We start from the raw sequence: 19649 nt of genomic DNA, 5'->3' as shown, positions 1-19649 counted from the left end.
TTCCCCGCCCGGACGCGCGATGAAGCTCAGCAAATCCTCTCGGCACGAGCAGATCCTCACCCAGATCACGCAGACGCCAAGCCTGCGCGTCGCCGAACTCGCCGGGCGCATGGGCGTCTCGACGGAGACCATCCGCCGCGATCTCGATGAACTCACCGAACAGGGTCTCGTCAACCGCACCTATGGTGGCGCGGTGCGCACGCCGAGCACCGAACCTTCGGTCGGCGAGCGCCACGCCTTCTTTGTCGCCGAGCGCACGCGGATCGCACGCGCGGCGTCGGCGCTCATCAGGCCGGGCAATCTGGTGATGATCGGGGCCGGCGCGACCACCACGCACGTCGCCCGCCGGATCGCGCTCGACCACAAGAACCTGACCGTCGTCACCCATTCTTTCGGCGTCGCGACAGTGCTCGCGCTCAACCCGACGATCACCATCCTGATCGCGCCCGGGACCTACCTGCCCAGCGAAGGCGCGACCGTCGGCGCGCACACGATCCGGTTTCTCGAACAGTTCGCGGCCGACGTCTCGATCACCGGCGCGAGCGGCATGACGCCCGAAGGGGTCAGCGACGCGCTGGTCGAGCCCGCGGCTGTTTACGGCGCGATCGCTTCGCGGGCGGCCCACGCCATCTGCGTCGCCGACCACTCGAAGTTCGATAAGCTGTTCGCCGTCCGCTACGCGCCGTTCCCGCTCATCGGCACGCTGGTCACCGACGCCGCGCCCCGCGGAGAACTGGCGGAGGCGCTTCAGCGCCATGGGGTCAGGGTCATCGTAGCCCCGGAGAAACGCGATGTGGCAGGTCCCGCATAATTTGTTGCGCTCGCCACATCGGCATGGAATGTTTTCGAGATGTTCGGGCGGGACAACGCATGTATGACGACGCATTCCTGACGAGGCTGGAGACGCAGCTGCGCGCGGCGCTCCCGCGCTGGGGCCTAGCGTCCGAGGCGCCGCTCAGGCTGCTCACGATCTCCGAAAACGCGACTTTCCTCGCCGAGGGTTCTGCGGGCGCGCCCCTAATCTTCAGGGTCAACCGCCCGCACTATCACACCTCGGAGGAGGTGCTTTCCGAGCTCGCCTGGATCCGATCGCTGCGCGCCGAGGGCGTCGCCGACACCCCCGAGCCGCTGCCGATGACGAACGGCGAACTGTTGGGCGGCTTCGATGACGACGGCCAGTGGCGCAACGTCGTCGCGTTCTCCTTCATGTCCGGCGCGGAGCCGCAGCCGGGCGAAAACCTCCCGCGCTGGTTCCGCATCCTGGGCGCGATCACCGCAAGGCTTCACGAACACTCCCGGCGCTGGAAACGGCCGCAGCGCTTCGCCAGAAAACTCTGGGACTACGAAGCCATGGTCGGCTCGCGACCGCTCTGGGGCGATTGGCGCGACGGACTGGGCCTGGAGCCGGACGGCCGCGCCGTCATCGAACGCGCGACGCAGGTTCTGAAGGTGAAGACCGCAGCCTATGGCGAGGCTCCGGAGCGCTTCGGCCTAGTCCACGCCGACCTCAGGCTCGCCAATCTTCTGGTCGACGGCGACAGGCTCGGCGTCATCGATTTCGACGACTGCGGCATGTCCTGGTTCATGTACGACTTCGCCGCCGCCGTCAGCTTCATGGAGCACGAGCCCTTCATCCCTGAGCTTCAGGCCGCATGGCTGGAGGGCTACCGCACGGTCGCTCCCATCTCGGCCGAGGACGAGGCGATCATGCCGAGCCTGCTGCTGCTCCGCCGCATCCTACTGACCGCCTGGGTCGCTACCCGCTCGGAGACGCCGACCGCGCAGGCCATGGGACCCGCCTACACCGACGGCACGGTCGCGCTCGCCGAGCGATACCTCGTGGCCGAAGGCTGATGGAAAACCGATGAGCCGCAGCCAGCAGATCCTCGCGCTGAACGCCTTCGACGCCTCGCACCGCTCCAACGCATTGCCGGCCGCGACCCAGTCGCTCGTCGAACGCCGGATCCAGGCCTTTGGGCCGACCTCGGTGCTGTTCTACGAGAAGCCGCTGCACGTGGTCGGCGGCGACGGCGTCTGGCTGATCGAGGCGGACGGCACACGCTATCTCGACGTTTACAACAACGTCCCCTCGGTCGGGCACTGCAACACGCGCGTGGCGGCGGCGGTGGCGCACCAGGTCGGCGTGCTGAACATCCACACGCGCTACCTCTACGACATCGTGCACGATTACGCCGACCGCCTGCTCGCGACCTTTCCGGAAGGTCTCGACAAGGTCGCCTTCACCTGCACGGGCAGCGAGAGCAACGACCTCGCGCTGCGCATCGCTACCGCCTTCACGGGCAAGCGGGGCTTCGTCGTTACTGACAACGCCTATCACGGCAACACCTCCGCCGTGACCGACGTCTCTCCCTCCTCCCGTCCCGGCGGAGCGCTCGCGCCACACGTCCGCGTCGTGCCCGCCCCGATCGGCGAAGGCGACGTCGGCGCGCGACTTGCGGCCGACCTGAAGGCTGCGATCGACGATCTCGAAGCGTCCGGCTTCGGCTTCGCCGGCTTCCTGGTCGACACCATCTTTTCGAGCGACGGCGTGGCGGCTGATCCGGCCGGTTTCCTCGCCGAAGCGGTCGACGTCACGCACGCCGCGGGCGGCCTGTTCATCGCCGACGAGGTCCAGCCGGGATTCGGCCGAACCGGCGCCGGCATGTGGGGCTTCGAGCGCCATGGCGTGACGCCGGACATCGTCACTATGGGCAAGCCGATGGGTAACGGCATCCCGATCGGCGGCGTGGTTTCGCGGCTGGAGCTGATGGAGGCCTTCGCGGGCGGCGTCGGCTACTTCAACACTTTTGGCGGCAACCCGGTCGCCTCCGCCGCCGGCCTCGCGGTGCTGAACGAGATCGAAGAGCGCGGATTAATCGCGAACGCCGCGGACGTCGGCGGCTACATGGCCGAAGGGTTGCGCGGAGTGATGGGCCGGCACGAGCAGATCGGCGCCGTGCGCGGCGCTGGCCTTTATATCGGCGTGGAGTTCGTGAAGGACGGCGCGCCCGCCCAGGACATCGCGACCCGCGTGATCAACGCGCTCCGCGACCGCCACATCCTGATCGGCGCGGCGGGCCGCTATGGCAACGTGCTGAAGATCCGCCCTCCGTTGATCTTCGAGCGCGCGCATGCCGACATACTGCTCGATGCGTTGGACGGCGCGCTGGCGGCGATGTAGCCCCTGAAGGCGCTGCGCCCCACCCTGCTCGCGCCGACGGGCTCAATGAGAGGTCTGCGCGGCCTTGAAGGCGACCACCATTGATTTCGCAAAGGGCGGGATGCGGCCGACGCGGTGAAACGACACCTCGCGCAGCCCGCTGTCCCTGGCGACTTGGGCCAAAGTCGCCCGAGAGAAGAACTTCACGTGCCCATAGTCCCGCTCAGGATGATGATGATGGTCCCAATTGCCCGAAGCGGCGACCGCCACGTTCTTGAGAAAGCCATGGTACGGCGTCGAGACCACGATGTGGCCTCTGGGCTTGGTCGCCTCGCGGGCGCGCCAAAGGAACGTAGCCGGAGTCATGAGATGTTCGATGACTTCGCAGCTCACGACCATATCGAAGACGCCAAAGCGGCCCACCAGGTCATCGTAACCGTCACCCTGCTCGAACCGGACAGCGGGAAAGCGCGCCCGGGCGAGCGCCAAGCCAGTCGCCGAGGGTTCGACGCCGAGGACCTCGTAACCGGCTTGCGCGATGCGAACAGTTAGGGACCCGTTGCCAGAGCCGACGTCAAGCACGCGCCCCCCGTTGGGCAGATGCCGCCTTAGCAATTCCAGGATCATCGGCAAAAGATAAGCGTGAGACGGCTCGGATGCGGCCGAGGTCCATGGGAATTCAACCGAGTCGGCCGACATAACCCGCGCTCTCGTTACAAGCCCGCTGCATGGACCGAACGAGAGCATGCGACAGACGACAGCGAACGTCTCGCCGCGGCGATACTCATTTCGATGGCGACGGATCGCAATTTGGGAGCTGCGGCCTCCGACTCTCTGTGGGATGGCCGCATCTGCTCCTTACCCCTCCATCGCCTCCAGCGCGCCAAGGCTCTCCGGCAGCACCTGGCCGCCGTCGACCACGATCTGCTGGCCGGTGACGTAACCCGCCGCGTCGCTCGCGAAATAGAGCGCCGCGCCGGCGATATCGTCGACGGTTCCGAGCCGCTTCATCGGGATCGAGGCCGACATCTTGTCGAGGTATTCCTGCCCGAGACCGTCGAGCCCTTCCGTCATGATGTTGCCCGGCATCACCGCGTTCATGGTGATGTTGAAGGGCGCGAGCTCGATCGCGGCGGTGCGCATGAAGCCGAGCTGCGCGGCTTTGCTCGCGCCGTAGTGCGACCAGCCGGGATAGCCGGTGATCGGACCCGTGATCGACGAGGTCAGGATGATGCGTCCTTTGTTCGCAGCCTTCATCGCGGGCAGCACCGCTTTCACCGAAAGGAACGTGCCGCGGACGTTCACGCCCATGACGTGATCGAAATCCTCGGCCGTCATGTCCGAGAGCTTCGCCGCCGGAAAGATGCCTGCGTTGGCGAGCAGCGCGTCGATGCGCCCATAGCGATCGAGCGCGGCCGCCGCCATCGCCTCTGAGGAGGCCTGATCCGAGACGTCGGCCGCGAACCCGCTGGCCCCGTTGCCGATTTCGGCCGCGACCGCGTCCGCCTCGGCGGCATTGCGTGAGACGACGAGGACGGCGTAACCGGCGTTCGCGAAACCGCGGGCGATGCCCTTGCCGATGCCCTTCGTGCCGCCGGTCACGACCGCGACTCGGCTTTTGGTTTCAGATGACATCGGCGCCTCCGAGATGGATGATGAGGATCAGAGCTTGCTTATAAAAAGGGCGTTGTAAACCCAACAAGCCGGGCGATACTGCGCCACAAATTCTGACCGACTTGCCAACTCGGCCGTGAACTCAGGCCTCTGACGGGGACACGACATGACGCTTTTCAGCAAACGCGACGCCCTGAAGATCATGGGTGGCGCCGCCCTCGCCGGCCCGCTCGTCAACATGCAGTCCGCTTTCGCGGCCCGCGAGAGCGAGCTGAACATCCTGTGCTGGGAGGGCTACAACTCCGCCCAGGTGCTTGATCCCTTCCGCTCGTCGAAATCCGCGAACGTGAAGGCGGAGAGCCTGACGAACGATCCCACCATGATCAACCGCCTGCGCGCCGGCGAGACCAAGGTGTGGGATCTGATCAACGTCAACAACCCGTGGGCGCGCAAGATCATGCACCCCGAGGGGCTGATCAAGCCTCTGCCGAAGGACGAGTTCGAGCCGTTCTTCGCGAAGATGCTGCCGCAATTCAAGGCGCCCTACCGGTGGGCCATGAGCGATGACGGCAAGGATCTGCTCGGCATGGCCCAGCGCTTCGGGCCCTACAGCTTCGTCGTGAACACCAACAAGGTGAGCCGCAAGACCGCCGAGGAGCAGGGCTGGGATCTGTTCAACGACCCCTCCATCAAGGGCAAATACGGCATCCTCGAATCCGACGACTGGAACGTCTTCGACATGTTCCTGATCGCGGGGATCAACCCGTTTAAGACGCATGACGAGAAGGAGATGGAGAAGTTCACCGAGACCTCAAAGCGGATCTTCGGCGGCGCCAAGCTCGTCGGCGATATCGCGGCGATGAACCAGGCGCTCGTCTCCGGCGAGATCGACATGCATCTCACCGGCGGCACCTATTCGGTCTCTCCCGCCCGCGCCGACGGGCATCCTGAGCTCCGCGCGGTTACGCCGCTCAAAGGTCCGATCGACGGCAAGGGCGGCACCGCCTGGATCGAGATCACCTCGACCGTGAACAACCCGAATCTCTCGCCGCTCGCGCTCGAGTTCCTGAAATATGTGCAGGATCCGAAGGTGGCCCACACCGTCGCGTTCGCCGAGGGCACCTTCAACCCGGTGGCGCAGATGGGCACGAAGGCTTGCTTCGACCTCTTCACCAAGGAAGAGCTGGACGCCATCCAGTACGACAGCCTGGAGGAGGAGATGAGCCGCTGCGCCGAGTACGACATCGTGCCGGACTACGACAAGGCGCTCGAAATCCTCACCGCCGCAAAGCGCGCGAAGTAAGCGGGACCATTAGCCGTCATCCCGAACGGCGGCGCGGCCGCCGAGCCGGGATCGTCATCAGGACAAGGCGCTTCGTTCCGCGCGCGATCCCGGCTTTGCACGGCTCCGCCGCTCCGGCCGGGATGACGTTCTATGTTTCGTGACCACGCATAAGGCTCAAGCGATGACGGCGGCAGCCCTCGCCCAGAACCCCCCAAAGCCCATCCTGCAGCTCGTCGGCGTCCGGAAGACGTTTGGGGATTTCGCGGCGGTGGAGCGCATCGATCTCGACATCCGAGACGGCGAGTTCCTGACGATCGTGGGGCCCTCCGGCTCGGGCAAGACCACGCTGCTGCGCATGCTCGCCGGCATGGAGGCGCCGAGCGACGGCGAAATCTCGCTCAAGGGCATCCGCATCAACGACATGCCGCCGAGCCAGCGGCCGACCTGCCTCGTGTTCCAGTCGCTTGCGCTGTTCCCGCACAAGACGGTCGGCGAGAACATCGAGTTTCCATTGAAAGTGAAGGGCGTCGCGCCCGCTGCCCGCAAGCAGCGCGCGTTGGAGCTGTTGCGCCTCGTGCGCCTGCCGGAAACCCATTACGGCAAGAACGTCATGAAATGCTCCGGCGGCGAGCGGCAGCGCGTCGCGCTCGCCCGGGCTCTCGCCTACGACCCGGAGGTTCTGTTCTTCGACGAGCCGCTGTCGGCGCTCGACTACAAGCTCCGCAAGGTGATGGAGAAGGAGCTCAAGGACCTTCATCGCGAGAGCGGCAAGACCTTCATCTACATCACCCACAGCCTCGAAGAGGCGATGGTGATGTCGGACCGGATCGGCGTCATGCAGTCCGGCCGGCTGGTGCAGGTCGGCACGCCCGAGGAGATCTACACAAGGCCCTCGACCAAGTTCGTCTCCGAGTTCATGGGCGAGGTGAACGTGTTCGACGCCGCGCACGAGAACGGCGTCTGGCGGATCGACGGCGTGGAGGGTCCTGCGAATCTCGCCCTGCCCACCGCGATGACCTCCGCGCAGAAGGCGGCCGTGGTGGTGCGGCCCGAGTTCATGCGCTTCGTCGACGCGCCCGGCGGCGCAGACAATTGCCTGAAGGGCGTGGTGTTCAACCAGTATTCGCTGGGCTCGCGCATCCAGTATCAGGTGCGGGTCGCTGAAAAGACCTTTCTGCTGGAGCTCTCCCGCGCCAATGCGCGCAAGGCGGAGGGCGACGAGGCCCTGATCGGCTGGGACGCCCGCGACGCCATCGTGGTCGAGGCGTAACTTGATGTCCGAGCTCACCCTTCCTCATGCTGAGGAGCGGCCCACAGGGACGCGCCTCGAAGCGCGCAGCACGCCGGCCGCCAGGAAGAAAGTGTCGCGCGGTCTGCTGAGCTCCCTCCCCGTCCTTGTCGTCCTGTTGCTCGGCTTTCTCGCCCCCCTTGCGACCGTCGCGGCCTACGCCTTCGCGACGCCTCGGACGTTCGACGTCTTCCGCTCCTTCACGCTGATTAATTTCGAGACGATCTTCGATCCCGCCAACACGGTTTGGATGTCGTTCGCCTGGTCGCTCGGCTTCGCGGCGGCGACCGTGGTGGTTCTCGCGATCGTCGCCTACCCCATCGCCTGGGGCCTCGCGCGCGTGTTCGGGCGATGGGCGGGTTTCGTCAGCGTGCTGTTCGTGTTTCCGCTGTTCGTGTCCGAGAACGTGCGGCTTTACGGTTGGACCCTGTTCTTCATCAAGAACGGCGTTCTGGACGGCACGCTGAAGCTCCTCGGCGGCGCTGGGCCGGAGGTGCTCTACACGCCGGGCATCACCCTGTTCGGCATGGTCTATGTCTACCTGCCCTTCATGCTGTTCCCGATGGTGCTCGGGCTCGCCATGGTTCCGAAGGAGCTCGTCGAGGCCGCGCGCGACCTCGGCGCTTCGCGGCTGATGATCTGGCGCGAGGTCGAGCTGCCGCTCGCCATGCCCGGCATCATGATCGGCATGCTGCTGACCTTCGTTCTGGCTGTCGGCGCGGTGGCGGAGTCGAAGATCCTCGGCGGCCAGTCCGTGATCGTCGCGACCCACGACATCGAGATCGCCTTCACCTACGCCCAGAACTGGCCGCTCGGCTCGGCGCTGGCGCTGATCCTCACCATAATCGTCGGCGCCCTGTCGCTGATCGCGCTGACCAAGCTCGACCTCGACCGCATCCTGGGCCGGAGGTGACGCCATGAACCAGTCCGTCCGCCGCTCCAACGCGTTCATCTGGACGTGGACGATCTTCGTGCTCGTTCTCGTCTACCTGCCGATCGCCTGCGGCGCGCTCGCGGGGCTGTCGAAGAGCCGCTATTTCGGCTTCCCCGTCGCCGCGTGGTCGACCGACTGGTGGAGCCGCGCGATCGACAGCTTCGAGGTCCAGCAGATCGTGAAGACCTCCGTCGCGATCGCGCTGATCGTGACTGTCGTCGCCGTCATCGTCGCCTTCTTCGGCGCGCTCGCCTTCGCGCGCTACGACTGGAAGGGTCGGCGGCTCTACCAGAAGCTCGTGCTGCTGCCGATCTTCTTTCCGCAGCCGGTGCTCGGCCTCGCTCTGCTGCTCTGGATGAACGCGGTCGGCATCCAGCCGACCTGGCAGACCGCGATCTTCGCGCATCTCGTATGGATCGTGCCGGTGGTGACGCTCGTCATCGCGATCCAAGTCTACGGCTTCGATCCGACGCTGGAGGAGGCCGCGGCCGATCTCGGCGCAGGCCGGCTGTTCGTGCTGCGGGAGATCACGCTGCCGATCCTGTGGCCGGGCGTGTGGTCCGGGGCGCTGTTCGCCTTCCTGCTCTCCTGGGGCAACTTCCCGCTGTCGCTCTACACGACAGGCGCGGATTCCACCGTGCCGGAATGGCTCTACGCCAAGATGGTCGCCGGCTATACGCCGATGGTGCCGGCGATCGGCACGATGTCGACGCTCGCCGCCGCCACGCTGCTGCTGACCGGGGGATTGATCCTCGCGCTGCTGCGCTGGCGCGCGGGCAAAGTCGCAGCCTGAGGAGTTCCTATGTGGCGTGAAGCAGAACCCGACCAACGCGTCGAGATCACCATCGACGGCGGCTTCAAGGTCGTCGCCTACTCCTATGGCTCCGGCGACGAGACGCTGCTGCTGCTGAACGGCGGACCCGGCCTGCCCTGCGACTACCTGCGCGAAGCGCACATCCCGATGGTCGATCACGGCTATCGCGTCGTGGCCTTCGACCAGCTCGGCTGCGGCGCGTCGGATCGCCCGACTGATCCCGCGCTGTGGGAGATCGGCCGCTACGTCGCGGAGGTCGAGACCGTCCGGCAGGCGCTCGACCTCGGCAAGGTTCATCTGCTCGGCCATTCCTGGGGCGGCTGGCTCGGGCTCGACTACGCGGTCACGCACCCGGACGCGCTGAAGAGCCTGATCCTCGAGGACACCGTCGCCGACATGCCGGCGTCGATCGCCGAGCTCGAGCGGCTGCGCTCGGCGCTCGGGCCTGAGACGGTGGCGATGATGCAGCGGCACGAGGCGGAAGGGTCTTACGACCATCCGGAATATCAGGCGGCGATCACCCTGCTGAACTACCGCCATGTCTGCCGGCTCAAGGAATGGCCGGCGCCGGTGCTGCGCTCCGTAAACGACTGGAACATGGGCCCCTATGGCGTGATGCAGGGGCCGAACGAGTTTCACTACACCGGCAATCTGAAGGACTGGTCTCGCCTCGTCGATTTGGCCGACATCGACGTGCCCTGTCTCATCACATGCGGCGCGCATGACGAGTTCACGCCCGCCGGCGCGCTAAAGATGAAGCTCGCGCTGAAGAACGCCGAGCTGCACGTCATCCCGAACGCCAGCCACATGCCGTTTTACGAGAACCCGGACGGGTATTACCCGAAGCTTCTGGGATTTCTGCACCGGGTGACGGGCAAGCTGCCGTCGTGACCAAGCGTCATCCCGGCCGAGCATAAGCGAGAGCCGGGATCGTGCGAAGTATCGAGCGTCTTATCCGGATGACGATCCCGGCTCGGCGCTTCGCGCCGTCCGGGATGACGTGTTGGCCTTCCGAAGCGAGGCCTCACTGCAACGCCGCCGTCACCCAATAGGCGGCGGCCGACACGGCGGCGGCCGCCGGCAGGGTCAGCACCCAGGCCACCACGATATTGCTCGCCACCGCCCAGCGAACGGCGGAGGTGCGCCTCGCCGAACCGACGCCGACGATCGCGCCGGTGATCGTGTGGGTCGTCGAAACCGGCACGCCAAGCCAGGTCGCGGTGAACAGCGTGATCGCTCCGCCGGTCTCGGCGCAGAACCCCTGCATCGGGTTAAGCCGCGTGATGCGCGAGCCCATCGTGTGGACGATCCTCCAGCCGCCGGAGAGCGTACCCAGCGCCATCGCGGCCTGGCAAAACAGCACCACCCAGAGCGGCACGTGGAACTCGCCCCCGAGATACCCCTGGCTGTAGAGCAGCACGGCGATGATCCCCATCGTCTTCTGGGCGTCGTTGCCGCCGTGCCCGAGCGAGTACATCGAGGCCGAGACGAATTGCAGGTAGCGGAAGATGTTGTCGACCGCGAGCGGCGTGCGCCTCACCATTATCCAGGAGACGGCGAGCACCAGCAGCAGCGCGAGGATAAAGCCGACGAGCGGCGACAGCACGATGGCGGCGGCCGTCTTGCCAAGCCCGCTCCAGAGCACGACGCCGAGGCCTGCCTTGGCGGAGGCGGCGCCCACCAGCCCGCCGATCAGGGCGTGCGAGCTGCTGGAAGGGATGCCGAGCGCCCAGGTCGCGACGTTCCAGAAGATCGCGCCGACAAGGGCGGCGAAGATCACGGTCGGATCGATCACGCTCGCCTGAACGATGCCGGTGCCGATCGTCTGGGCGACGTGCAGGCCGAAGAACAGGAAGGCGATGAAGTTGAAGAACGCGGCCCACATCACGGCGTAGCGCGGCGAGAGCACGCGCGTGGAGACGATGGTCGCGATCGAGTTCGCGGCGTCGTGCAGCCCGTTCAGGAAATCGAAGGCCAGAGCGACCGCGATCAGCGCGATCAGCCAGGGCAGAGCGAGAACCGCGACGTCCCCCACGCTCAAACGTTCTCGATCACGATGGCGCTGATCTCGTTCGCGACGTCCTCGAAGCGGTCGACCACGTCCTCGAGCGCGCCGTAGATCTTCGACCCGATGAAGTAGTCCATCGCCCGGTCGTGGCCGCACTCCTTGTAGAGCTTGCGCAGGCCCTCGTCGTGGAGGTCGTCGGAGCGGCCCTCCACCTTGGTGATCTGCTCGGCGATCTCGCCGATCTCGGTTGCGTGCTTGGCGAGCGAGCCCAGCATAGGGACGGCTCGGGCGGTCAGCGTCGCAGCCTCCATGATGGTGCCGCCCAGGTCGCGCATCAGCGGGTCGAAGCTGCGCAGCTCATAGAGAGCGACGGCCTTTGCCGTCTTGTTCATCTGGTCTATGGCGTCGTCCATCGACTGGATGAGGCCGGTGATGTCGCTACGGTCGAAAGGGGTGATGAAGCTGCGGCGGACCAGCAGCAGCACCTCGCGGGCGATCTCGTCCGCCTCGTTCTCGTGTCGAAAAATCGCCTCGCAGAACTCTTGGGTGCGGTCGCCCCCCTCAAGCAGCCCCTGCATCGCCTTGGCGCCGGCGACGAGCGTTCGCGAATGCCGCTCGAACAGCTCGAAGAAGCTGTCCTCGCGCGGCATCAATCGTCGAAACAGACCGAGCATCCGGGCGCGCGCTCCACGTCACAAAATCGTCACGTGCAGCGAGTTGGCGCGGAAGACAGCGGAAGTCCAGCCTCAACCCGAGGATCAGGCGTGGGCTTCTGTGGATCGCTCCCAGTAGCCGACCACCTGATGGCGGTCGCGCTGCAATCCGCGGTCGGTCCGAAGGTGGCTGCGGATAGCCTTCGCGTCCCCGTGCTCGCATGCGACCCAGATATAAGCGTCGCTGGAGTTTGAAGGGATCTCGGCTGTTCGGATCGCGTCGACGAGCGGCCGTTCCGACGGCTCCGTGGTTCGGTGAATCCAACGGAGCGCCACGCCTTCCGGCGTGCGGATCGGCAGTTCGTCCGCGGGGCCGTCGACTTCGATCAAGGCGAGCCCCCTCGCCTCATCCGGCATCAGCTCCAGCATGCGGGCGATGGCGGGCAGCGCGGTCTCGTCGCCCGCGAGCAGCGTCCAGTCCGAAACCGGAGCGATGCGGCCGACGGGACCCGCCATTCCACAGATCGCGCCCGGCCGGGCAGCCGAGGCGAAAGCTGAGCCCGGCCCGGCATCGTCGTGCAGCAGGACGTCGATCTCGATCTCGCCCGCTTCGACGTCCGCCCGGCGGACCGTGTAGTAGCGGACTTCCGGCCGCTTCTCGTCCGACGGCCAGACGATGCCGCCATCGGCGCCCGGACGCGGCCATTCGGGCTCAGACACGCCCTCAGGCGGGAAATACAGGCGGACGTGGATCTCTTCGTCGCCGGCGAAGCGCGCGACATCGCCCGTGAAGGTGAGACGGCGCATGCGCGGCGTAAGGTCGACGGCCGATTTCAGCCGGACCTCCCGGAAATTCGCGAGCCGCGCCCCTTTGGAGACGTTCCCGCGCCAGGCGAAGGCGGGTTTCACGCCATCGGCGAATTCCGCGACGTGGGACACCACGAATTCGCGCAGCAGCTCGAGCGCGCCGAGATCGGGCGCCTCGACGCGGACCTTGAGGCAGGACTGGGTCGCCTCCAGCACCCCCGAGCCGATGCCGAGATGCGCCGTCGTAGACGCGCCCGACGTCTCGCAGACGACATCGTGCTCGGCCATGTGCTCGATGAGCCGAGACGCGACCAGCGCCGGATCGGGCAACGTGAAGTCCGCTTCGGAGACCAGCATTTGCGCCATGGCCGAGATCCTCATCCAGGTTGCGCTTCAAGTCCCGGCGGAATGAAGCGCCGTGGCGCTCGAGGTCTAAGACAGTCGACGCCCTGTCGGCAACAAGTCCTTGCAAGCTTAGATCTTTTCCAATTTCGAGCCGCAGCCGACATCCGCTTTTCGAGAAGCGCGTATGCCGCTTGAGTTTAGATCACGGAGACCTCCGATGAGACGCACGCTTGTTCTCGCACTCGTGATGATCGTCGGCCCCGCCGTGGCCGACAGTGAACGGCACGGCGTCTGGACGATGTCGATCGAGCCGCCATCGAAGGACGGCGGCGGCCTTGTCACCGCGCTCTCGCCCGCGCAAGGCGCGGGCTACAACGATCCGAGCTACCTCATCGCCCGCTGCATCACCGGGCGCGCGGAGCTCATGGTCGGCTCGAACGGCGGATGGGGTCTGTCCGGTCGGAGGCTGACGGTCGTCTCTCAGATGGATGGCGCGCTTGAGCGGTCCGGCGCCTGGGACGTCTCATCGAACGGCAAGGCCGTGTTCCTGCCCGAGGGAGTCGAGGACTTCATGCGCGCCATACCCGATGACGGGAAGATGCGCATCGCGGTCAGCGACGCCACCGGCGAGACGCGAGAGACGATCTTTCCGACCACTGGTTTCGGCGCGGTGCGGGCGAAGATCGCCGAAATCTGCCGCTGGAAGTCCTGAGCAGGCTTGGCTCTCATTGACAGCGCCCGGCCTCGTCACCACTGTCCCGTTCAGTCCGAGGGGCGCCCGAAAGGGCTGAGACGGCGGCTTCGCCGAACCCTTTGAACCTGATCCGGGTCGTGCCGGCGAAGGAACGGGGCTTTTGCGGCGGCGTCAGGCCGCCGCTCTCCTGTTTCTGAGACCGCGCGTTCGTCCGGGTCGCTCGCGGCGCCTTTGGCCCGAGGGAGATTGGACATGCGCGTCACCATCGTCGGGGCCGGCGTCGCCGGGCTCGTCGCAGCAGTGGAATTCGCCGAGCGCGGCGCCGAGGTCGAGATCGTCGAACGCGCTTCGGCGATCGGCGATCGCGCTTGCTCCTGGGCCGCCGGCGGCATGCTCGCGCCCTGGTGCGAGCGGGAAAGCGCCGAGCCCGAGGTCGTCGAGAAAGGCGCGATGGCGCTCGACTGGTGGCCCGCCCATGTCGGCGGCGTCGTGCGCAACGGCACGCTTGTCGTGGCCCAACGTCGCGACCTTTCGGAGCTTGGCCGTTTCGCCCGCCGCACCGAGCGCTTCGAGCGGATCGACGGCGCCGGGATCGCCACGCTCGAGCCCGACCTCGAAGGCCGCTTCGAAGAGGGTCTGTTCTTTCCCGAAGAGGCCCATCTCGACCCGCGCGCCACGCTGCGCGCCTTGGGCGAGACGCTCGACAGACTGGGCGTTCGCATCCGCTTCGGCATCGAGATCGAGCCCGAAGAAGCCGACGGCGATGTCGTGCTGGATTGCCGCGGCTTCTCCGCTCGCGACGCGGTGCCGAGCTTGCGCGGCGTTCGCGGCGAAATGCTCGTCCTGCGGACGACGGAGGTGTCGCTGTCGCGGCCCGTACGCCTGCTGCATCCCCGCATCCCGCTTTATGTCGTCCCCCGGGCCGACGGCCTGTTCATGGTGGGCGCGACGATGGTCGAGAGCTCCTCGGCCCGCGGCGTCACCGCCCGCTCCGCCGTCGAGCTTCTCAACGGCGCCTATGCGCTGCATCCCGCATTCGGCGAAGCGGAGATCGTCGAGACCCGAGCGGATGTGCGTCCCTCGCTGCCCGACAACCTTCCGCGCGTGACCCGGAACGGCCGCGTGCTGCGGCTGAACGGGCTCTACCGCCACGGATTTCTTCTCTCCCCTTCGCTTGCCCGCGCGGCGGCCGAGGAAGCTTTCGGACTTTCGGAGACTGACGATGAAGCTGGTCGTGAACGGCTCGCCTCTTGAGGTGGACGCCGGCGATCTCGCCGCGGCGCTGGCGGCGCTCGATTATGGGGACGCAAAGGTCGCGACGGCGGTGAACGGCGCCTTCGTGCCTGCGGCCGCGCGCGCATCCCGCGTCCTCGCCGACGGCGACCGCATCGAGATCGTCTCGCCGCGGCAGGGAGGTTGACAATGACACTTGGCGTTAGCGAAGAGGTCGAATTCTACGGCGTGCGCGTGGCGTCGCGCCTGATGCTCGGCACCGCGCAGTACCCCTCCCCCGCGGTCCTCGCCGACGCCGTGCGGGCGTCCGGCTGCGCCATCGTAACGGCCTCGCTCCGCCGCGAGTCCGGTCATCTCCGCGAGGGCCAGGATTTCTGGGGCCTGATCCGCGATTTGGGGGTCCGCGTGCTGCCGAACACCGCCGGCTGCCACTCCGTGAAAGAGGCGGTGACCACCGCGCAGATGGCGCGTGAAGTGTTCGGCACGCCGTGGATCAAGCTCGAGGTGATCGGCGACGCCGACACGCTGCATCCCGAGGTCTTCGGCCTCGTAGAGGCGGCGCGAACCTTAAGCGCGGACGGCTTCGAGGTTTTTCCCTACACCACCGCAGACCTTGGCGTGGCGGAACGGCTTCTCGGCGCCGGCTGCAAGGTGCTGATGCCCTGGGGCGCGCCGATCGGGACGGGACTTGGCCTCAATGACACTTACGCGCTGCGGTCGATGCGCGCGCATTTCCCCGACGTACCTTTGGTTGTGGACGCCGGCGTTGGGAAGCCCAGCCACGCCGCCGCCGCGATGGAGCTCGGCTATGACGCCGTGCTGCTGAACACCGCCGTCTCGAAAGCCGGCGACCCGGTGGCGATGGCGAAAGCCTTCGCGCAGGCGATCGAGGCGGGTCGCGCAGGATATCTCGCAGGCCCCATCGAGCCGCGCGACATGGCGGCGCCCTCTACGCCCGTTTTTGGCCGTGCGAGCCTCGCATGATCCGCCCCCTTGATCCGTTCTATCCCGTCGTCGACAGCGCGGAATGGGTGCGCCGTCTGGTCGGCGTTGGCGCGAAGCTCATCCAGCTCCGCATCAAGGACCAGTCCGCGGCAGACGTTCGCGAGCAGGCGCGCGCCGCGCTTGCGATCTGCGCGGCTGAAAACGCGACGCTCGTGCTGAACGATTACTGGGAGATCGCGATCGACGAAGGCGCGCCGGCCGTTCATCTCGGCCAGGAGGATCTCGACGTCGCCGACGTGAAGGCGATCCGCGCTGCGGGCCTCGCCATCCATGTCAGTACGCACAGCTATGACGAGCTCGACCGCGCGCTCACGATCAATCCGGACGCCATCGCGTTGGGGCCGATCTGGCCGACCATCCTCAAGCAGATGCCGTTCGCGCCCCAGGGCCTTGGGCGAATCGGCGAATGGAAGGGCTCGATCGGCGACCGCCCGCTGATAGCGATCGGCGGGCTCAATCCCGAACGCGCTCGCGCCTGCCTCGACGCGGGCGCGGACGTAACCGCTGTCGTCAACGACGTGCTGGGCGCCCCCAATCCGGAGGCGCGCGCGAAAGAATGGATCTCGGCGACCCGGCCGCGGCCCGACCAATAAGACGATCCGCGCAGGACGCGATCACGACGCCCCGTCATCGTTCTCGGTCGTCAGATCGGCTGGCGACGTCGCGCCGGGCGGCGCCTTCTCCTTCTCCTCACCGCTCTTGCGCTTGGTCCCGCCCGCCTCCGCGGCGTCCGGCGCATCGCCTTTAGACGAGCCGCCCTCGGGACCCGCGCCGGAGCTCTTCTCAAACTGGACCTCATGCGCGGCGTCGGCCTCGGATTCGCCTGCTCCGGGCAAGGTGTTCTTCGGCTTGTCGAACCCGGGCATGGCTTTCTCCTTCGCGCTGAATGCTCAAGCCAAGCGCGCGACGCAGCGCCGAAGTTCCAGAACCGCTTGACGCGCCTTTGCCCGCTCTTTCAAAGCTCTGGGCGCTGACGAGGAGACTGAAGCTCATGGCGCGCAAGAGCGAGCGCAAATTCGGACGGCTGACGGAGCTCGTCTTGGGCGGCCGCGACCAGGACATGCAGTTCGGCTTCGTGAACCCGCCGATCGTGCGAGGCTCCACCGTGCTGTGGCCGACGCTCGCGGACTTCCGAGCGCTGAGCGGTCGCTACACCTATGGGCGGCGGGGAACGCCGACCTCCGACGCTCTCTGCTCGGCGCTCGCCAGCTTCGAAGGCGGCGCCGCCATCGCTCTCACCCCCTCCGGCGCGTCCGCCTGCTCACTTGCGATCCTCAGCGTCGTCACCGCCGGCGATCACCTCCTGATGGTCGACAGCGTCTATGAGCCCACTCGCAAATTCTGCGATGGCATGCTGAAGGGGCTCGGCGTCGAGACGACCTATTACGACCCGGCGCTCGGCGCCGGCATTGCGCAGCACATCAGGCCGAACACCAAGGCCGTCTATCTGGAGAGCCCCGGCTCGCTCACCTTCGAGGTGCAGGATACCCCGGCGATCGCGAAGGCCGCGCATGCAGGGGGCGCGGCGGTGCTGATGGACAACACCTGGGCCACCCCTCTGTTCTTCGACGCGCACCGTCACGGCGTCGACCTCTCGATCTCGGCCGGCACCAAATATCTCGGCGGCCATGCCGATCTGATGGTCGGGTATGTCTCGGCAAATACCGCTTACGCGGCCAGGCTTAAGGATACGCATGGCGCGCTCGGCCTCTGCGTCGGGCCGGACGACATGTTCGCGGCCCTGAGGGGAATGCGCACGCTCGGCGTACGACTGGCGCAGCACCAGGCCTCCGGACTGATCGTCGCCCGCTGGCTGGAAGGCCGGCCGGAGGTTTTGCGCGTCCTCCACCCGGGTCTCGAGAGCGATCCGAACCATGCGCTTTGGAAACGCGATTTCTCCGGCGCCTCCGGACTGTTCGCAGTCGAGCTTCAGCCTGCGGGAGAAGACGCGCTGGCGGCGTTTCTCGACGGGCTGGAGCTGTTCGGAATGGGGTATTCCTGGGGCGGCTTCGAGAGCCTCGCCATCCCCTTTGACGCCCGCCCGGTCCGCACCGCGACCCACTGGGCGCCGGAGGGCCAGATGCTGCGCGTCCATATCGGGCTTGAGGACGTCGAGGATCTTATCGCCGACCTAGAAGCCGGCCTCGCCCGCTATTCCGCCGCGCGTTGAGCGCCCCGCTGCAAATATAAAAACCCCGCCGGACGGATCCAACGGGGTTTTTAATTCTTAGCGCTTAGAGGACTGAGCTGACGCTCAGAGCTCGGCCGGGCTGTACGAGGTGACCTCGAGGCCGACGGGGGTCTCGTTCACGATCGGAGCGGTCCAGATAGCCATGTTGGCCTCCATCACTGTTCATGCGCGGTAGAAGCGCCGCGCTCACGTCTGAACGCCTCATGCGTCCTTCGGTGAACAAGATGGCCTACGCGGCGGGCGGCCGCCAGTTAATGTTTTGTCATGTTCGAGCGGTTCGCATTAAGAAGGCAAAGGATTATCGCCCTAGAAGGCGGAGACCCGCAGCTTTACCGCTCCATCGCGGTCAAATAGCGACCAGCGGCTCGTTTGGCCGCCGGCATCTAATGAGATTTTATCTATTTCCTCAGGCCTTTAGTTCGCCCTCGATCGCCTTCACTAAAGCACTTACGGTATCAAGGATAACGGATGTCTCGTCACGGTTGCCATTAAGGTCGGCAACTCGCTTGGACCGCAGAGCCTCGATCTCAATTTTCAGATCATCCAGAGTCCGCTCGCCTGAAGCCGCGCGTTCATCGACCGCGACGGCACCTGTCTGCAAAGCTCGCTCCACATCAACTCGTGTCCAGAGGCAGAGGTATCGCTCTTTGAAGCCCTCGATGGAGTCGTAAATACGTTCCTGAGGCTCTGGCAGGTAGAAGGGGTCGAGCCTCAAGTTGATAGGCCGTGAGCCGAAGTTACCCTCGATCTCGCGGTTGCGCCGCACAACGTAGGAGGTAGCAAGCAAATACGGAATGCCGGATCGCAGAAAATTCCTCAGAACGTTGAGCGACGCCTCGAACTTAATGTGCCGCATCAGATCGCGGCAAAACATGAGATCCACTTTGGGCAGCGGCGTAGAGGAAGCATCGCCCTGAACAAAGCGCTTTTCCGACGATCCATACCGACGCTGGTTCTCAGCGACCATCTCGCTGACGATGTCCATGCCAATATAGTTGACTCCATCGAGCTTCACATGCGCGAACCAATTGAAGTCTCCGCAGGGAGCGTCTAGAATAGTCTTTATTCCGAGCTTCTCGAATAACTTCGGCAATTCTGCGCGGATCTGCTGCGTATAAGCAAGCGTCGATCCGGCACCTGAAGCCGTTTCCCCTCCTCCGCGCTTCCAACCACCACGGAGGTACAGCTCCGAGAATTCATCTTTCATTTTCCGCCTCGGATCAAAAATCAATAACGCAGGAGCAACTGGATCATTTAAAGCGCGTGTTTTCAGTCTGTTTTTATTGGCGGCCTATAAGGTCCGCGCTAGAGCATCTTAGGAGGCGGCGCTGCACTGTTCAAGGCAACATCCTTGCTTGAATGCAGAGATTTAAGCAGCGCTTCGTTACGACCTCCGTCCGTTAGACGTCATTTGACTGATAGGGTCAGCCGACAAACGCCCCGCCGCGTTCCCACCAGCGGCACGGGCTCGGTGGTTTTGCGGCAGGACGATCCGAACGGCCGACAGGTCGTCCTCAGCCGCCAGCCGGGCCGCTCCAGCGGCGTGCGGTCAGCCGCTTGCGCGTTGCTTTGTCATCGACCGTCATGTTGCTCGACGCCCCGCATTCGTCGATGGCTG

The 19649-nt window shown here is 65.8% G+C and carries 22 protein-coding genes and 1 riboswitch; of the genes, 14 read left to right on the top strand and 8 right to left on the bottom strand.

Going from position 1 to position 19649, the window contains the following annotated elements; genetic code table 11:
* Positions 1-19: 19 nt before the first annotated feature.
* The 3 genes from EYR15_RS16225 to EYR15_RS16215 are packed head-to-tail and all read left to right on the top strand — an operon-like array spanning position 20 to position 3181.
* Positions 20-811: a DeoR/GlpR family DNA-binding transcription regulator gene (locus EYR15_RS16225; RefSeq protein WP_131004625.1), complete on the top strand. Its 792-nt coding sequence runs from the start codon at positions 20-22 to the stop codon at positions 809-811.
* 59 nt (positions 812-870) lie between these two features.
* A complete protein-coding gene (locus EYR15_RS16220) occupies positions 871-1854 on the top strand; it encodes a phosphotransferase enzyme family protein (protein ID WP_131004624.1) in 984 nt (327 codons plus the stop codon).
* A 10-nt stretch (positions 1855-1864) separates the two neighbouring features.
* Positions 1865-3181 carry an aspartate aminotransferase family protein gene (locus EYR15_RS16215; protein ID WP_131004623.1) on the top strand — a complete coding sequence of 439 codons (1317 nt, stop codon included), beginning with the start codon at positions 1865-1867 and terminating at the stop codon, positions 3179-3181.
* 42 nt (positions 3182-3223) lie between these two features.
* Here EYR15_RS16215 and EYR15_RS16210 read toward each other — a convergent pair whose 3' ends face one another.
* Both EYR15_RS16210 and fabG read right to left on the bottom strand, forming a co-directional pair.
* Complete coding sequence (locus EYR15_RS16210; protein WP_165455530.1) at positions 3224-3859, bottom strand: class I SAM-dependent methyltransferase; 636 nt, start codon at positions 3857-3859, stop codon at positions 3224-3226.
* A gap of 159 nt (positions 3860-4018) precedes the next feature.
* Positions 4019-4795, bottom strand: coding sequence for a 3-oxoacyl-ACP reductase FabG (gene fabG / locus EYR15_RS16205; protein WP_131004621.1), 777 nt, complete (start codon positions 4793-4795; stop codon positions 4019-4021).
* A gap of 145 nt (positions 4796-4940) precedes the next feature.
* On the opposite strand from fabG, the gene EYR15_RS16200 reads away from it, so the two are divergent.
* From EYR15_RS16200 to EYR15_RS16175, 5 genes are all read left to right on the top strand, one after another.
* Complete coding sequence (locus EYR15_RS16200; RefSeq protein WP_131004620.1) at positions 4941-6077, top strand: ABC transporter substrate-binding protein; 1137 nt, start codon at positions 4941-4943, stop codon at positions 6075-6077.
* Between the two features lie 163 nt (positions 6078-6240).
* On the top strand, positions 6241-7329 hold the full coding sequence (locus EYR15_RS16190; RefSeq protein WP_131004618.1) for an ABC transporter ATP-binding protein: 1089 nt from the start codon (positions 6241-6243) through the stop codon (positions 7327-7329).
* Positions 7330-7333: 4 nt separating this feature from the next.
* Complete coding sequence (locus EYR15_RS16185) at positions 7334-8260, top strand: ABC transporter permease (RefSeq protein WP_131004617.1); 927 nt, start codon at positions 7334-7336, stop codon at positions 8258-8260.
* A gap of 4 nt (positions 8261-8264) precedes the next feature.
* On the top strand, positions 8265-9074 hold the full coding sequence (locus EYR15_RS16180; RefSeq protein WP_131004616.1) for an ABC transporter permease: 810 nt from the start codon (positions 8265-8267) through the stop codon (positions 9072-9074).
* Between the two features lie 9 nt (positions 9075-9083).
* Positions 9084-9986 (top strand): proline iminopeptidase-family hydrolase, encoded by a 903-nt coding sequence (locus EYR15_RS16175; RefSeq protein ID WP_131004615.1) that lies wholly within the window; start codon positions 9084-9086, stop codon positions 9984-9986.
* A gap of 133 nt (positions 9987-10119) precedes the next feature.
* Here the strand turns inward: EYR15_RS16175 and EYR15_RS16170 are convergent, their stop codons facing one another.
* From EYR15_RS16170 to EYR15_RS16160, 3 genes are all read right to left on the bottom strand, one after another.
* Complete coding sequence (locus tag EYR15_RS16170; protein WP_131004614.1) at positions 10120-11130, bottom strand: inorganic phosphate transporter; 1011 nt, start codon at positions 11128-11130, stop codon at positions 10120-10122.
* Between the two features lie 2 nt (positions 11131-11132).
* Positions 11133-11777 carry a DUF47 domain-containing protein gene (locus tag EYR15_RS16165; RefSeq protein ID WP_131004613.1) on the bottom strand — a complete coding sequence of 215 codons (645 nt, stop codon included), beginning with the start codon at positions 11775-11777 and terminating at the stop codon, positions 11133-11135.
* A gap of 84 nt (positions 11778-11861) precedes the next feature.
* Positions 11862-12929 (bottom strand): siderophore-interacting protein, encoded by a 1068-nt coding sequence (locus EYR15_RS16160; RefSeq protein WP_165455529.1) that lies wholly within the window; start codon positions 12927-12929, stop codon positions 11862-11864.
* Between the two features lie 196 nt (positions 12930-13125).
* Between EYR15_RS16160 and EYR15_RS16155 the strand changes: the two genes are divergently transcribed.
* The 5 genes from EYR15_RS16155 (at position 13126) to EYR15_RS16135 (ending at position 16433) form a co-directional block, all read left to right on the top strand.
* Positions 13126-13620, top strand: a complete 495-nt coding sequence (locus tag EYR15_RS16155) for a hypothetical protein (RefSeq protein ID WP_131004611.1) — start codon at positions 13126-13128, stop codon at positions 13618-13620.
* Positions 13621-13668: 48 nt separating this feature from the next.
* A riboswitch (TPP riboswitch) is annotated at positions 13669-13771 on the top strand.
* Between the two features lie 83 nt (positions 13772-13854).
* Positions 13855-14856 (top strand): glycine oxidase ThiO, encoded by a 1002-nt coding sequence (gene thiO / locus EYR15_RS16150; protein ID WP_131004610.1) that lies wholly within the window; start codon positions 13855-13857, stop codon positions 14854-14856.
* A complete protein-coding gene (thiS, locus tag EYR15_RS16145) occupies positions 14825-15022 on the top strand; it encodes a sulfur carrier protein ThiS (protein ID WP_131004609.1) in 198 nt (65 codons plus the stop codon). Before thiO ends, thiS begins: the two co-directional genes overlap by 32 nt.
* Before the next feature lie 2 nt (positions 15023-15024).
* Positions 15025-15819: a thiazole synthase gene (locus EYR15_RS16140; RefSeq protein ID WP_131004608.1), complete on the top strand. Its 795-nt coding sequence runs from the start codon at positions 15025-15027 to the stop codon at positions 15817-15819.
* Positions 15816-16433: a thiamine phosphate synthase gene (locus EYR15_RS16135; protein ID WP_131004607.1), complete on the top strand. Its 618-nt coding sequence runs from the start codon at positions 15816-15818 to the stop codon at positions 16431-16433. The genes EYR15_RS16140 and EYR15_RS16135 overlap by 4 nt, the downstream gene beginning before the upstream one ends.
* A gap of 21 nt (positions 16434-16454) precedes the next feature.
* Here the strand turns inward: EYR15_RS16135 and EYR15_RS16130 are convergent, their stop codons facing one another.
* Positions 16455-16706, bottom strand: a complete 252-nt coding sequence (locus tag EYR15_RS16130) for a hypothetical protein (protein WP_131004606.1) — start codon at positions 16704-16706, stop codon at positions 16455-16457.
* A 125-nt stretch (positions 16707-16831) separates the two neighbouring features.
* Between EYR15_RS16130 and metC the strand changes: the two genes are divergently transcribed.
* The gene (metC, locus tag EYR15_RS16125; protein WP_131004605.1) at positions 16832-18010 is read left to right on the top strand and encodes a cystathionine beta-lyase; all 1179 of its coding nucleotides are present in this window, start codon (positions 16832-16834) and stop codon (positions 18008-18010) included.
* An 84-nt stretch (positions 18011-18094) separates the two neighbouring features.
* On the opposite strand, the gene pqqA is transcribed toward metC, so the two are convergent.
* A complete protein-coding gene (gene pqqA, locus EYR15_RS16120; protein ID WP_205741668.1) occupies positions 18095-18187 on the bottom strand; it encodes a pyrroloquinoline quinone precursor peptide PqqA in 93 nt (30 codons plus the stop codon).
* Between the two features lie 250 nt (positions 18188-18437).
* Positions 18438-19238, bottom strand: coding sequence for a class I SAM-dependent methyltransferase (locus EYR15_RS16115; protein WP_131004604.1), 801 nt, complete (start codon positions 19236-19238; stop codon positions 18438-18440).
* Between the last annotated feature and the right edge of the window lie 411 nt (positions 19239-19649).

It is taken from the genome of Hansschlegelia quercus, assembly GCF_004310425.1.
Taxonomy (GTDB): domain Bacteria; phylum Pseudomonadota; class Alphaproteobacteria; order Rhizobiales; family Methylopilaceae; genus Methylopila; species Methylopila quercus.
This window is presented reverse-complemented; position numbering and strand designations above follow the sequence as displayed.